12 protein-coding genes and 1 pseudogene are annotated in these 14,380 nt (G+C 72.8%); 4 read left to right on the top strand and 9 right to left on the bottom strand.

From position 1 onward, the window contains the following. Positions 1–23 precede the first annotated feature (23 nt). Together efeB and ACIQFZ_RS33955 are read left to right on the top strand one after the other, a co-directional pair. Complete coding sequence (gene efeB / locus ACIQFZ_RS33960; protein ID WP_402693025.1) at positions 24–1,304, top strand: iron uptake transporter deferrochelatase/peroxidase subunit; 1,281 nt, start codon at positions 24–26, stop codon at positions 1,302–1,304. 125 nt (positions 1,305–1,429) lie between these two features. Continuing rightward, positions 1,430–1,914: pseudogene (locus tag ACIQFZ_RS33955) on the top strand (DUF5709 domain-containing protein). A 13-nt stretch (positions 1,915–1,927) separates the two neighbouring features. Here the strand turns inward: ACIQFZ_RS33955 and sthA are convergent. Both sthA and ACIQFZ_RS33945 read right to left on the bottom strand, forming a co-directional pair. Beyond that, positions 1,928–3,331: a Si-specific NAD(P)(+) transhydrogenase gene (sthA, locus tag ACIQFZ_RS33950; RefSeq protein ID WP_365775710.1), complete on the bottom strand. Its 1,404-nt coding sequence runs from the start codon at positions 3,329–3,331 to the stop codon at positions 1,928–1,930. 295 nt (positions 3,332–3,626) lie between these two features. Further along, a complete protein-coding gene (locus ACIQFZ_RS33945; RefSeq protein ID WP_365419370.1) occupies positions 3,627–3,833 on the bottom strand; it encodes a hypothetical protein in 207 nt (68 codons plus the stop codon). Positions 3,834–4,033: 200 nt separating this feature from the next. On the opposite strand from ACIQFZ_RS33945, the gene ACIQFZ_RS33940 reads away from it, so the two are divergent. Further along, on the top strand, positions 4,034–5,878 hold the full coding sequence (locus tag ACIQFZ_RS33940; protein WP_376652859.1) for a glycoside hydrolase family 15 protein: 1,845 nt from the start codon (positions 4,034–4,036) through the stop codon (positions 5,876–5,878). 30 nt (positions 5,879–5,908) lie between these two features. Here the strand turns inward: ACIQFZ_RS33940 and ACIQFZ_RS33935 are convergent, their stop codons facing one another. The 4 genes from ACIQFZ_RS33935 to ACIQFZ_RS33920 form a co-directional block, all read right to left on the bottom strand. Further along, positions 5,909–6,751, bottom strand: a complete 843-nt coding sequence (locus tag ACIQFZ_RS33935; RefSeq protein ID WP_402693024.1) for a chitosanase — start codon at positions 6,749–6,751, stop codon at positions 5,909–5,911. 39 nt (positions 6,752–6,790) lie between these two features. After that, positions 6,791–9,550, bottom strand: a complete 2,760-nt coding sequence (locus ACIQFZ_RS33930) for a SpoIIE family protein phosphatase (protein ID WP_402693023.1) — start codon at positions 9,548–9,550, stop codon at positions 6,791–6,793. 205 nt (positions 9,551–9,755) lie between these two features. Further along, positions 9,756–10,448, bottom strand: coding sequence for a GAF and ANTAR domain-containing protein (locus ACIQFZ_RS33925; protein WP_365775709.1), 693 nt, complete (start codon positions 10,446–10,448; stop codon positions 9,756–9,758). A gap of 237 nt (positions 10,449–10,685) precedes the next feature. Next, positions 10,686–11,150: a hypothetical protein gene (locus ACIQFZ_RS33920; protein ID WP_383058692.1), complete on the bottom strand. Its 465-nt coding sequence runs from the start codon at positions 11,148–11,150 to the stop codon at positions 10,686–10,688. Between the two features lie 249 nt (positions 11,151–11,399). Between ACIQFZ_RS33920 and ACIQFZ_RS33915 the strand changes: the two genes are divergently transcribed. After that, on the top strand, positions 11,400–11,861 hold the full coding sequence (locus tag ACIQFZ_RS33915; RefSeq protein ID WP_402693022.1) for an SRPBCC family protein: 462 nt from the start codon (positions 11,400–11,402) through the stop codon (positions 11,859–11,861). Between the two features lie 2 nt (positions 11,862–11,863). Here ACIQFZ_RS33915 and ACIQFZ_RS33910 read toward each other — a convergent pair whose 3' ends face one another. The 3 genes from ACIQFZ_RS33910 to ACIQFZ_RS33900 form a co-directional block, all read right to left on the bottom strand. Continuing rightward, the gene (locus ACIQFZ_RS33910; RefSeq protein WP_402693021.1) at positions 11,864–12,760 is read right to left on the bottom strand and encodes a fructosamine kinase family protein; all 897 of its coding nucleotides are present in this window, start codon (positions 12,758–12,760) and stop codon (positions 11,864–11,866) included. Next, entirely contained in the window at positions 12,757–13,221 is a 465-nt protein-coding gene (locus tag ACIQFZ_RS33905) for a low molecular weight protein-tyrosine-phosphatase (RefSeq protein WP_376555856.1), read from the bottom strand. Before ACIQFZ_RS33905 ends, ACIQFZ_RS33910 begins: the two co-directional genes overlap by 4 nt. A 90-nt stretch (positions 13,222–13,311) precedes the next feature. Continuing rightward, positions 13,312–13,971 (bottom strand): lipoprotein, encoded by a 660-nt coding sequence (locus ACIQFZ_RS33900; RefSeq protein ID WP_402693020.1) that lies wholly within the window; start codon positions 13,969–13,971, stop codon positions 13,312–13,314. Between the last annotated feature and the right edge of the window lie 409 nt (positions 13,972–14,380).

Genomic DNA, 14,380 nt, shown 5'->3' with positions numbered 1-14,380 from the left:
TACGCACCGAAGGGAACCGCTCCATGCCGTCCGCCGAAACGTCCGCACCCGAGGGCGGCTGCCCCGCCGGCCACGGGCGCCGCACCTTCGTCAAGACGGCCCTGGGCGCCGGTGCCGCCGGCGCGGTCCTGGCGGGCGGCGGCTTCGCCCTCGCCCAGAGCGGCGCGGGCCAGGCGCACGCCGCGGACGGCACCGGCGGGGCCGCGGTCCCGTTCCACGGCGTCCACCAGGCAGGCGTCCTCACGCCCGCCCCCGCGGCCGCCGCCTTCGTCTCCTTCGACGTCATCGCCGAGGACCGCGCGGAACTCGCCGCACTGCTGCGGACCATCACCGAGCGGGCCCGCTTCCTCACCGCCGGCGGCACCCCCACCGACCTGGGCGTCGGTGCCCCGCCGTCCGACAACGGCATCCTCGGTCCCGAGATCCCCGCCGACTCCCTCACCGTCACCGTCGGCGTCGGCGCCTCCCTCTTCGACGACCGCTTCGGCCTGGCCAAGGCGATACCGCGGCGACTCACCCCCATGCGGACCTTCCCCAACGACAACCTGAACCCCGCCGAGTGCCACGGCGACCTGTCCCTGCAGATCTGCGCCGACCGCCAGGACACGGTGCTGCACGCACTGCGCGACATCGCCCGGCACACCCGGGGCGCCCTCCAGATCAAGTGGCGCGTCGACGGCTTCCAGAGCGGCCCGCGCCCCACCGGCGCCCAGCGCAATCTGCTCGGCTTCAAGGACGGCATCGCCAACCCGGACGTCGCCTCCGCCCGGGAGACGAACCGCCTGGTCTGGGTGGGCGAAGGGCAGGGCGAGCCGGCCTGGGCGGCCGGCGGCAGCTACCAGGTGATCCGGATCATCCGCATGCTGGTGGAGTTCTGGGACCGGGTGTCGCTGACCGAGCAGGAGAAGATGTTCGGCCGCCGCAAGGACACGGGCGCCCCGCTGGACGGCGCCAAGGAGACCGACGTCCCCCAGTACGCCAAGGACCCCAAGGGCACGGCGATCCCGCTGGACTCCCACATCCGGCTGGCCAACCCACGCACCGCCGCCACCGACACCTCCCGCATCCTGCGCCGCGGCTACAACTACGACCGCGGCGTCGACAACGTCGGCAACCTCGACATGGGCCTGGTCTTCTGCTGCTACCAGCAGGATGTCGTCCGCCAGTTCGAGGCCACCCAGACCCGGCTGATCGACGAACCCCTCGTCGACTACATCTCCCCGACCGGCGGCGGCTACTTCTTCGCCCTGCCCGGCGTCCGCGACTCCTCCGACTGGCTCGGCCGCGGACTGCTGTCCGCCTGACGGACGCGGGACCATCCCCTCCCAGCCACCGGGGTGAGTCCCCTCCCACCCGCCGCGGTGATTGGGACGGGCTCTGCGGGAAACGCGGATCACGACATGCCGCAAGGCCCGCCAGGGAGGAACCCGTGAGCACCGATCCGATGGCAGACGACGTCTACCAGCCCACCGGCGGCAACGAGGAACAGGGAGACGCCGCGCCGCTGGACATGGAGAACGCGGTGGGGGAGCGGACCTACGACGACGTTCTCGACGAGGGCTACTCCCCGCCGGAGAAGCCGCTGGGCGTCACCAAGTACGGCACGACGGCCGCCGAACAGCGCGAGGGCGAGAGCCTCACCAGCGGCTGGCGCAGGAGCGGCCCGACGAGGGCGGGCCCGAAGGCGACGGGGTGGGCGACCTGCCCGGCGGTGAGGGCGAACCGGTCGACCCCGAGGCGGGCGGGGACCGCGCCGGCCGCCTCGTCGCCCTGGACGAGGGTGTCCGCGGCGACACCACCGAGGAGGAGGTCGCCGCCGACATGGGCATCGACGCGGGAGCCGCCGGCGCCGAGGAGGCCGCCGTCCACATCGTCCACGACGACACGCTGCCGGACGACGGCACCCAGCCCTGACCCGGCCCCGGGGTCAGCCCCCGATCCGGTCGATCTGCCGGAGCTTGTTCGTCGCGTCCAGGGCGGCCACCTTGTACGACTCCGCGAGCGTCGGGTAGTTGAACACCGCGTCGACCAGGTAGTCCACGGTGCCGCCGCAGCCCATCACCGTCTGCCCGATGTGGATGAGTTCGGTGGCCCCGGCGCCGAAGCAGTGCACCCCGAGCAGCGTGCGGTCCTCCGGTGAGACCAGCAGTTTCAGCATGCCGTGCGAGTCACCGATGATCTGCCCGCGGGCCAACTCCCGGTAACGGGAGACGCCCACCTCGAACGGCACCCGGTCCTCGGTGAGCTGGTCCTCGGTCCGCCCGACGAAGCTGATCTCCGGGATTGTATAAATGCCGATCGGCTGAAGGCCGCTCATCCTGCCGACCGGCTCCCCGCAGGCGTGGTACGCCGCCGCCCGCCCCTGTTCCATCGAGGTCGCCGCGAGCGCGGGGAAGCCGATCACGTCGCCGACCGCGTAGATGTGCGGCACCTGCGTGCGGTAGTGCTCGTCGACCGCGATCCGGCCGCGCGCGTCGGCGCTCAACCCGGCCTTCTCCAGGTCGAGTCCGTCGGTGAGGCCCTGCCGGCCCGCCGAGTACATCACCGCGTCGGCCGGTATCTTCTTGCCGCTCTCCAGCACGGTGAGCGTGCCGTTCTCGTGCCGCTCCACGGCGGCCACCGTCTCCCCGAAGCGGAAGGTGACGGCGAGGTCCCGCAGGTGGTAGCGGAGCGACTCCACGATCTCGACGTCGCACATGTCGAGCATGCCCGGCCGCCGTTCGACGACGGTCACCCTGCTGCCGAGCGCGGCGAACATGGAGGCGTACTCCATCCCGATGACCCCGGCGCCGACGATGACCATCGACCGCGGCACCCGCTCCAGCGTGAGCACGTTGTCGGAGTCCATGATGGTGCGCCCGTCGAACTCCACGCTGTCGGGACGGGCCGGTCGCGTACCGGTCGCGATGACGATGTGTTCGGCCGTCAACAGCCTTTCCTCGCCGTTGACTTCGCGCAGCGCGACGGTGTGCTCGTCGACGAAGCGACCGGTCCCGGCGAGCAGGGCCACATGGTTGCGGGAGAGCTGGCTGCGGATGACGTCGACCTCGAGGCCCACCACGTGCTGGGTGCGTGCGGTCAGGTCGGCGACGGTGATGTCCTCCTTCAGCCGGTAGCTCTGACCGTACAGATCGCGCTGGGTGAGTCCGGTGAGGTAGACCACCGCCTCGCGCAAGGTCTTGGAGGGAATGGTTCCGGTGTGGATCGAGACCCCGCCGACCATGTCGGGTCTGTCCACGACAGCGACCCGGCGGCCCAGCTTGGCCGCGGCGATGGCGGCCTTCTGGCCGCCCGGTCCGGATCCTATGACGATCATGTCGAAGTCGGGCACGCCCCGGAGTCTCGCAGAGCGAGCACCTCCAGCGAAAGGGACGAACGAAAGGGACCGGAACGACAGGGCTCCGATCCCTCTCGCACACGGCCCGGAGGACCTACGGCCTCTCGTTCGGAGCATGCCAGGCTCGCGGGGTCTGGCACCGTGCCTCGCCGCGTTGACGTCGGTTGGCAGGGCTCCGCCCTGCCGCCCTCCTCCGCCTTGCGATGCTCCCCCACTGCCTGAACGGCGTGGGAGATGCCCCCATCACCAGACCCCGCTTCCCGATCCGGCCTGATCCGAACGAAAGACCCTAAGGCAGCAGCTTGTCCAGGGCGGCCGGGCCCTCCGTCTCGATCTTGCGCTTGGCCCACTCCAGGTTGCGCGGGGTGAGGTCGCGGCCCGCGGCCAGCACCACGTCCTCGGGCGAGACGTCGGTGCCGGTACGGGCGTGGAGCACATCGTCCGGGGTGCAGCGCTCCCCGGGCTCGCGGGATGCATCGGGTTGTGACGTCGACATGTGACCTCCTCGGGTCCGGCTGGGTCCCCGCCCGGGTCCGGAGTGCGGCCCTCGTGCTGCGGGAGCGGGACCTCCTCCCACGATTGCCCGTCGGACGGCACCCTGCATCCGGAAGACCGCTCCTAAGCTGGAGGAATCGCAGGATCCGCGAGTACCGGTCCGTGCGAGGGGGAATGCGAGGGGGACAGGAGGAAGCCGCGATGGCCGAAACCCGAAGCCGAGGGCCCGAGACGGGCACACCCCGCTACGTTCCGATCGCCGACCACGGCCTGATCGGCGACCTGCGCAGTGTCGCCCTCGTCGGCACCGACGGCACGATCGACTGGTACTGCTGCCCCGCCTTCGACGCCCCGAGCGTCTTCGCCGCGATCCTGGACGCCGAGCGCGGCGGCAGCTTCGAGCTCGCCGCGGCCGAGGCGGTGCGCACCAAGCAGTTCTACTTCCCCGACACCAATGTGCTGATCACCCGGTTCTTCACCGAGGACGGTGTCGGCGAGGTGCAGGACTTCATGCCGGTGTCCGGAGACCGGCAGGGATCCGCCGAGACCGAACGGCACCGGCTCATCCGGCGCGTGCTGTGCGTACGCGGCACCCTGCCGTTCCGGGCCCGGGTGGCGCCCCGCTTCAACTACGGCGCCGACCCGCACACGGTCCGGATAGAGGGCTGCACGGCCCTGTTCGAGTCGGCGACCCTGTCCCTCGCCCTGACGTCCACCGTGCCCCTGGAGAGCGACGGCACGGACCTGCGCGCGGACTTCAAGCTCGCCGAGGGTGAGTCGGCCGTCTTCGCGCTCGACCAGGTCGGCGGCGAGGTGGCCCCACGGCGGTGCGCCCACGCCGAGGCCGAGGAGCAGTTCTGCGCCACGGTCGCCTACTGGCGCCGCTGGCTCGCGCAGTCCCGCTACCGCGGCCGCTGGCGCGAGATGGTCCACCGCTCCGCCCTCACCCTGAAACTGCTCACCTACGCCCCGACCGGCGCCATCGTCGCCGCGCCCACCACGAGCCTGCCCGAGCGGGTCGGCGGTGAGCGCAACTGGGACTACCGCTACGTCTGGGTGCGCGACGCCGCGTTCGCCGTCTACGCACTGCTGCGGCTCGGCTTCGCCGGCGAGGCCGAGGCGTTCATGGGCTTCCTGACCCGGCACATCAGCCCCGGCGACGGCAAGGCGACGGGCCCGCTGCAGATCATGTACGGCATCGACGGCCGCAGCGAACTGCCCGAACGCGAACTCGGCCACCTGGAGGGGCACCGGGGCTCCGCACCCGTACGGGTCGGCAACGCCGCCGCCGACCAGCTCCAGCTCGACATCTACGGCGCCCTGATCGACTCGATCTACCTCTTCGACAAGTGGGCCCAGCCCATCTCCAGCGCCCAGTGGGACGACGTGTCCGCGCTGGTGGAATGGGTGTGCGAGAACTGGGACCAGCCCGACGAGGGGGTGTGGGAGACCCGGGGCGGCAAAAAGAACTTCCTGTACTCGCGCCTGATGTGCTGGGTGGCCGTCGAACGCGCCATGCGGCTGGCCAACCGCCGCGGCCTGCCCGCCGACCTGCCCCTCTGGCGGCAGAGCCGGGACGCCATCTACCGCCGCATCATGGACCGCGGCTGGTCCGCCGAGCGGCAGGCTTTCGTCCAGTACGAGGACGGCGACGTACTGGATGCGGCCATGCTGATGATGCCGCTGGCGAAGTTCATCGCGCCGACCGACCCCAAGTGGCTGTCCACCCTCGACGCGCTGACCGGCGACCTGGTCTCCGACTCGCTCGTCTACCGGTACGACCCGCAGGCCAGCCCGGACGGGCTGCGCGGCGACGAGGGCACGTTCTCCATCTGCTCGTTCTGGTACGTCGAGGCCCTCACCCGGGCCGGCCGCCTCGACGAGGCCCGACTCGCCTTCGAGAAGATGCTCACCTACGCCAACCACCTCGGCCTGTACGCCGAGGAGATCGGCCCCACCGGCGAGCAGCAGGGCAACTTCCCCCAGGCCTTCACGCACCTGTCCCTGATCAGCGCGGCCTACAACCTCGACCGCGCCCTGGGCTGACGCCGAACGCGGCGCCCCTCCGCCGCGGCGTCAGCCGAGGTGGTAGCCGTCCCCGTACACCTTCCAGTCCAGCGGCGGTTCCAGATCGAGGTTGCCCTGGCGCAGGAAGACCCGCTGCCCGCTGTCGACCCTGCTGGTCTCGCGGTGGGCCGGCTCCTGCCGCATGGCCCACAGGCGTGCGTCGAGGAACGCGTTCAGATACGTCACCTCGTCGCCTCCCCGGGCCGGGGGGCGGGCCGTGCGCAAGGCCCGCTCGCGGATGCCGCGGAAGCCGGTCAGGCCACCGCCGCCGTGCATCACGATCGCGTCGTAGTAGGCGAACTGGCCGAGGGCGCGCAGGCCGTCCGCCTTGCCCTGGGCGACGGCCGGGGCGAAGTAGACGCGGTCGCGCTCGTCGTTCTGGGCCCGCTGGAACGCGGTGTCCTGAGCCGCCCTGCGCCAGTCCTCGGGGAAGCCGGGGTCCAGTCCCCGGTGCGAGTCGGTGCCCTCGACCTGGCGCAGCGCCGGGAGGTACCCGGCCAGTACGTTGCTCGGCCTGCGGTCGGTGTAGTGCCGCACCAGGCCGAGCATGTCGCCGGTGCCGGAGCAGAAGCCGACGATGCCGGCCGTGTAGCCGCGTCCGTCGCCGAGGTCCTCGATGTACGCGTACTGGGCCTTCCAGTCGAGCGTGGAGTTCTCCGCACTCGACACCAGTTTCATGGCGATCTCCTTCTTCGCCGGGTCGTCCAGGCCCGGGGCCGCGGCGGCGCCCCGGGCGCCGAGCAGGGGGAGGGCGACGAGCGAGCCGCCGATCAGGGCGAGGACGCTGCGGCGGGCCGCGCCCTGCGGCACGGTTGTGCCGGCCGGTGCGGTCGTGCCGGGGGTGTCGTGCACCAAAAGGGCTCCAAGAGACTCGATGGTGGGAGAAGCGTCTCAGGGCAGCGGCTGCTCGGCCCAGATTGCCTTGCCGGTCGGCGTGTAGCGGGTGCCCCACCGCTCGGAGAGCTGCGCGACGAGGAAGAGTCCGCGGCCTCCCTCGTCCGTGCTCGCCGCATAGCGCAGGTGCGGGGAGGTGTTGCTGCTGTCGAAGACCTCGCATATCAGGGCGCGGTCACGCAGCACCCGGACCCGGATGGGCTCGGCGCCGTACCGGATCGCGTTGGTGACCAGCTCGCTCAGGATCAGTTCGGTGGTGAACGTCAGCTCCTCCAGTCCCCACTCGGCCAGCCGCCGGCTCACCGCAGCGCGCACGTCCCCGACGGCCGCCGCCTCCCCGGGCACGTCCCACTCGGCGACCTGCCCGGGCCCCAGGGCGCGGGTGCGGGCCACGAGCAGCGCGATGTCGTCCACCGGCCGGAACGGCCGCCGGACGTCCAGGACGGCCCGGCACGTGTCCTCCGGCGACTCGCCGGCGGAGGCGAGAGCGCTGCGCAGCTCCTCAAGGCCCGTGTCGATGTCCCGCTCCCGGTCCATCACGAGCCCGTCCGTGTACAGGACCAGCCGGCTGCCCTCCGCCAGCTCCAGCTCCGCCGTCTCGAACGGCAGCCCGCCCAGCCCGAGCGGGGGACCGGCGGGCACGTCGGGGAACGTCACGTCCCCGTCGGGCCCGATCACGGCGGGCGGCGGATGCCCCGCGCGGGCGACCGCGCACCGGCGCGAGACCGGATCGTAGATCGCGTACAGGCAGGTCGCGCCGGTGACGGGCGCGCCGGCACTGTCGGCCGTCTCGTCCTGGTCGATACGGCCGACCAGCTCGTCCAGCAGCCCGAGCAGTTCCTCGGGCGGCAGGTCCAGGGCGGAGAAGTTGCTGACCGCGGTCCGCAGCCGCCCCATCGTGGCCGCGGCGTGCAGCCCGTGGCCGACCACGTCCCCGACGACGAGCGCGACCCGCGCCCCGGACAGCGGCAGCACGTCGAACCAGTCCCCGCCCACGCCCGCCTGCGCGGGCAGATAGCGGTAGGCGACGTCCAGCGCGTCCTGCTCGGGCAGGCTGCGCGGCAGCAGGCTGCGCTGAAGGGTGACCGCCAGCCCGTGCTCGCGGGTGTAGCGGCGGGCGTTGTCGATGGAGACGGCGGCCCGGGCGACCAGCTCCTCGGCGAGGGCCAGCTCCTCGGAGTCGAAGGGCTCGTCCTTCTCCGACCGCCAGAAGCTGCCCAGGCCCAGCACCAGATTGCCCGCCCGCACGGGCACGGTGATCAGGGAGTGGATGCCGAACGCGAGCACCCGCTCGGTGCGCTCGGCGTCCTGGGCCTGCCAGCCCGGGGCCGCCTCCAGCCGGGGCTCGAGGACCGGCCGGCGGGCCTTGATGCCGAGCGCCTGCGGGGTGGAGGGGACGAAGCGGATCTCCTGCCCCAGCGGATAGAGCGGCGTGTTCTCGCGGATCCCGGCGCAGGCCGTACGGCGCAGCGCGGCCCCCGGATCCGGGTCCTCGCCGGCCAGCACGGCGGCGTACAGGTCCACGGTGGCGTAGTCCGCGAACCGGGGAACGGCGACCCGGACGAGTTCCTCGGCGGTCCGGGTCACGTCCAGGGTCGTGCCGACGCCCACCCCGGCGTCGTAGAGCAGGCTGAGGCGTTCCCGCGCCTGCTCCGCCCGGCCGGACAGGGCGCGCAGCTCCGTGGAGTCGCGCAGCGTGGCCACGGTGCCCGACGGGCCGCCCGCCATGTCCGTGGGCCGCTGGTTGATCGCCAGCAGCCGGTCGCCGACCAGGTGCACCTCGTCGGTGGCGATCCGGCCGGAGGCCAGCAGGCCGGCGGTCTCGGGGGCGAGTTCGAGGTCGAGCACATGCCGGCCCTCGGCGTCCTCGGGCAGCCCGAGCAGGCGGTGCGCCTCGTCGTTGGCCAGCAGCAGCCTCCCGTCGTCGCCGACGATGGTCACGCCTTCCCGGACGGAGTGCAGCACCGCGTCGTGGTGCTCGTACATCCGCGTCATCTCCCGGGGGCCGAGCCCGTGGGTCTGGCGCAGCAGCCGACGGGTGACCAGCGCGGTCCCCGCCGTGGCCAGGGCCAGGGCCACGGCCGCGGCGCCCAGGACGACCGGCAGCTGCCGGTCCACGAGGCCGCCGGCGTTGCTGGTGGTGATGCCGGCCGACACCAGGCCCACCACCTTGCCGTCCGGCGCCTGGACCGGAACCACGGCCTGCACCAGCGGCCCGAGCGTCCCGTCGACCTGCTCGACGACCGTGCCGCCGGCCAGCGCGGGCTGGAGGGTGCCGACGAACTGCTTGCCGATGCGGTCCGGCGCGGGGTGGGTGTAGCGGGTCCCCTTGGTGTTCATCACGACGAGGAAGTCGACGTGCGCCTCCTTGCGGGCCGCCTCGGCCCGCGGTTGCAGCACCGCCGTCGGGTCCGGGGCGGCGAGCGCCTCCCGGATGCCCGGGGCGTTGGCGAACGTCTCGGCGACGGCGAGCGAGCGGTTGCGGGCCTCCTGGTCGCTGTCGTGCCGCACCTGAAGCACCAGCGCCACCACGGCCGCCGCGACCAGCAGCACCACGATGGCGACCTGGAGCAGGAACACCTGCCCGGCGACGCTGCGCCCGCCGAGCGACCGCAGCCCGGACGGTCTGCTCCGGCCCGATCGGCCATGCCCGGCCGGCTCGCGCGCCCGCCGGGCTGGGCCGGACGCGAGCTGGAGACGCCGTCCGCTGGGACGGCGGGCCGACCGGGGGCCGGTACGACCCGGGAGTCGGACCATGAGCCATGTCTACACTGCCGCGCCGCGTGAGGCGAGAGGCAGTCACCTCCTTGGTCACGAGCGCGGGCAGGGGGCGGCCGCGCGGGCGGCGCCACCCGAACGGGCGGTCCTGCCCCCCGAATATGACCGCGACACCATCCACCGGCCGCACGGCACCCACCCGCCGGGGGACGGCGCAGGGGAGACCCGGCCCGCTCGGCCCGTGTCAGCTCTGCTTGGAGGCGTCGGTACGGATGGTCTGCGCGACGTCGCGGATCTTGACGTTGTGGTGCTGGGAGATGCGGCGCAGGACGGCGAAGGCGTCCTCCTCGCTCAGGCCGTGGCGTTCCCGCAGGATGCCCATGGCCTCACCGATGGCGTGCCGGGTCTCCAACGCGTGTTCGAGCTGGTCGACGGTTCTGGCACCCGCCACGGCGACGGCGGCGTGCGAGGCGAACAGCCAGCCGGCGGTCTCGCTGTCCTTGGTGAAGGAGCCGGGACGGCTGGAGTAGAGGTTGAGCGCACCGAAGTCCTGGTCGTGGGTGTACAGCAGGAAACCCATCATGCTGCCGATGCCCAGGCCGCGGGCGGCCGGCGCGTACCGCGGCCACGCGGGCTGCGGCTGCGTGAGGTCGGCGATGCGGAAGAGACGGTCCCCGTCGACGCGGCGGGCCGCGTCGAAGCAGGGGCCCTCGCCGACCTCGCCCTGCAACCGGTCGGACTCCCCGACCACGTCCCCGCAGGCGGCCAGCGTCACGGCGCGCCCCTTGCGCAGGGCCAGGATCCCGGACGCCTCGCACCCGTCGATCAGCTCGACGGCCGCCCGGACGATCTCGTCGAGCGTCTCCTGCGCGGAGTCCTGGGCCAGCAGGCGCCGGGCCAGCTGGGCCATCTGCTCGGCGAACTCGCGCCAGTCCATCCGCACCCGCCCTTCTCCCCGCCGTGCTCACCGGTGCGCACGTGGCATCGCCCGTAACCGGCCGGCATTCGCAGCGTACCCCGCGGTCACGTGCGTATCCGGGCCGCACCGATCATGGTCCCGCACACTCTCGCGCCTCGGCCCCGCATGCCGATGCCCCGGCCGCGGGGGCCGGGGCATCGGCACGCAGGGTGACGGGGGACCGAAACGGTCGCCGGCCGTCCGGTGCCCGCGGGGTCAGGCGCCCCAGGTGCCCTGGTTGACGGCGCAGTTCCAGCCGGAGCCGTGCAGGGTGAACTTCACCTTGTAGCTCCTGGTGTTCAGCAGGTGCGTCCGGACCTTGAAGCCGAGGCTCGCCTTTCCCTTGAAGGTCGTGGTGCGGACCGTCACGGTCTGCGAGGTCCTGTGGGTGATCTTGCCGCCCTTCGGCGTCGCCGTGCCGAAGCGGATGTTCTTGACGTTGGTGACCGTGAACGTGACGTTCTTGAACTGCTTCGTGGTCTTGCTCTTGATACCGAAGTACAGGCCGCCGTTGGTCACCCACCCGTTGTGGTCCACGTAGAAACGGGACGGGTAGACGATGTTGATCGGGCAGCCGGAGCTCTGCGGTGTGGCGGTCGCCGCGGAAGCGGCCCCGGCGAAGCCCAGTTGAGCGGCGGTGACGACACCGGCCGCGGCCAGCGCCGCGACGGTCGTGCGCATGCGGTTCACTAAGGTGACACCTTCCCCCTACGGCCCTCACGGACCGGACCGACATGGCGTGCGGCGTCCCCGTGGGATGCTACGCGCCACTGTGACGCCGTATTTCTTAGCACGCGGTGAATGTGCGGGAGCAACACCTGCGACTCCAGGGCAACTTGGTGACAAAACCGGGACAATCGTGAGGCACCGTCCGTCCGGTGTCGTACGGTTCGGTCCCGGATCCGGGCGCCGCGTGTGTACGTTGCTGCCATGTATGCCACACGGGTTTCACGGCGGGTGCAGGCGTCTCCCGGCGCCGTCTACCGGGCCCTCACCGACCCGGACGCGGTGGCGGGATGGCGCGTCCCCGACGGCATGACCGCTCATGTCCACACGTTCGACGCTCGTGAGGGCGGCACGTTCCGGGTGTCCCTCTCGTACGACGAGCCGGGCGCCCGGGGCAAGTCGGGTGCCCGCACGGACACCTACCGGGGGCACTTCGCCCGGCTCGTGCCCGATCGGCTGGTGGTCGAGGTGCTCGCGTTCGAGACCGACGAGGACGCCCTGCACGGCACGATGACGATGACCACGTCACTGGCCGAGGTGGACGGTGGTACGGAGATCGTGATCGTGCACGAGGGCATCCCCGACGAGGTGCCGCGCGCGGACAACGAGCTGGGGACGCGCATGGCCCTGGACAACCTCGCCCGGCTGGTGGAGGGCGACGGGTAGGGTCACCCGCCGGCGCCGCGGGCCGCGGCGACCGCCTGTTCGGCGTAGCCGCGTCCGAAGAGCACGGTGTGCACCAGCAGCGGGAAGAGCTGGTGCAGCCCGACGCGGCCGGCCCAGCCGCCGGCGAGCGGCGCGACCTCGCGGTATCCGTCCAGTACGCGGTCCAGGTGCGGGCAGCCGAACAGATGCAGCATCGCCAGGTCGGTCTCCCGGTGCCCGCCGTGCGCGGCCGGGTCGATCAGCCAGACCTCGCCGTCCGCGCCCCACAGCACGTTGCCGTTCCACAGGTCGCCGTGGAGTCGCGCGGGCGGTTCGGCGGGGCCGGCCAGTTCGGGCAGCCGTTCCAGTACGCGTTCGATCACGGCCGCCTCGGCGGGGCGCAGGGTGCCGTCGTCGGCTGCGCGGCGCAGATAGGGGAGCACCCGGTGCTCGGCGTACCAGCCCGGCCAGTCGCTGCCGGGAACGTTGCGCATCGGCGCGAGTCCGATGTACGCCTCCCGCGGCCCGCCGGGCGGGGCGGCACCGAACGCGGGCGCCCCGGCGGCGTGCAGGGCGGCGAGGTCACGGCCGAACCGCGCCGCCGCCCCTGGACTCGGCCGACCGGGTGGAACTTGGTCGGTGACCAGCCAGCGGCGGTCGTGGCCGTACACGGCGGGGACCCGCACCGCGCCCGCCTCGGCGAGCCAGCGCAGCCCCGCAGCCTCGGCGCGCACCGCCTCCGGATCCTCACCGCGCTTGACCACGACCACCGCGCCGTCGTCGAGGGTCACCTCGGTGGGGTTCGCCGCCGACGGGCTGCGGCCGGCCGCCGCACGTCCGGTCAGCCGGGCGGCCGCGGCAGCGGGCTCCTCGCCGGAGCCGGAGCCGGAGCCGGAGCCGGAGCGCGGTCGCCCGGTCACGCGGGCAGGCGCTCGCGCACCCAGTCGAGCAGGCCCGGGGTCGCGGCCTCGATCATGGCCAGCACCTCCTCGAACCCCTCCGGGCCGCCGTAGTACGGGTCGGGCACATCGAGGTCCCCGGTCGCGTCCGGGTCGAAGGAGCGCAGCAGCCGCACCCGGGACGGGTCGTCGACGAGTCGGCGCAGCGCCTTCTCGTGACCGCGGTCCATGGCCAGGAGCAGGTCGGCGTCCAGGTGCTCGGCGCCGACCTGGGCGGCGACGTGCCGGACCGGGTAGCCGTGCCGGGCCAGCACCTCACCGGCCCGCTCGTCGATGGCCTCCCCGGCGTGCCACGGGCCGATGCCGGCGCTGCTGACCCGGACCGCGTCCGTGAGCCCCGCCCGGCGCAACCGCTCGGCGAACACCAGCGCCGCGGACGGCGACCGGCAGATGTTCCCGCTGCAGACGAAACAGATGTGCACGGCCCCCAGAGTACGGGCCCCCCAAAGCCGCCGACGGGACGCCGTACTCCGGAGACCGGCCGGCCGGGCCCGTCGCGCCGCGTGGGAGGCTCAGGAGCCGCGCAGAGTCCGCCTGGCGAGTTCGTACGCGGGGAGCATCTGTTCGTGTTCCTCGGTGTCCATGCCGCCGAGGTGCAGGACCACAGGGCCCCGGGCCGTGCCGACGGCCAGCGCGCGTTCCTTCTTCGACTCGCCCAGGAACTCGCTCGTACGCAGGTACTCGACTTCGACCCCTTCGAGTCCGCCCGTCGTGAACGAGCGGTACGTCTCCCCGCTCACGCCCTCCTCGGCGGCCACGAAGGCCCGCAGCGCCGTGCTCGCGTCCCCCGCGCCCGGGGAGCCGGTGAACACGCGGAGGAAGCCGATGTTCCCCGCGGGCTTGGCGTCGACCTCGCACACGGCGGTCACCGGGCCCTGGCGCAGCAGCGCGTCCGCGACCTCCTTGCCGGTGGAGGAGTCGCCGGCCGCCGCCGGATCCGCCGCCTCGGCCTTCCAGCCCTCGGCGATGTCGAAGGTGACGGGAAGCTCGCACACCGAGCCCCGGGCTCCGATCGTGTCCCCGCTGCGGACGGCCGAGCCCGTCGCGTCCGTCGCCCGCACGGTGGACGCATCCTCCCGCGGCGCCCCCGAACATGCCGTCAGCGCCCCGCCCAGCAGCAGTACCACCACAGTTGCCGAACCCCGCCACGCCGTCCCCGCCCGAACCCGCACAGCCCTCTCCCGTTTTTGCCGGTGCGTCACTGTAATCGGCGGCGGGCCCAGACCCGTTGCGGCCCGGAGGCCCTGACGGTGCCTGCCCATGGCGCGGGCGGCACGCGCTCGGCGGCGACGCACGGCGGGCGACCACCAGTACCCCAAGGCGATCGGCGCGTGGAAGGTAGCCGAGGCCGCGCTCGAAGCGGCCGGTGTGCCCGTCGACGCCCCCGGCGTGATCCTCGGCGCCCGTTGGTCCCGCCACGCTGGAGGAGATCATCTCCCTCCTGGGCGCCCACCGCGTCCGGAAACGCTTCCCCGCCGGGGCCTGACCGGCACCGGTACGTACGGGCAACGGCCTCCGGGCCGTCTCCGGTCGGGCACCGCCGCAGGCGAATGTGTCGGAAGCCACGCCCCGGAGGCGGCC

The sequence above is a fragment of the Streptomyces sp. NPDC093064 genome (assembly GCF_044754605.1).
Lineage (GTDB): Bacteria > Actinomycetota > Actinomycetes > Streptomycetales > Streptomycetaceae > Streptomyces.
Note: the sequence above shows the minus strand (reverse complement) of the source record. Positions and strands in the feature narration are given on the sequence as shown.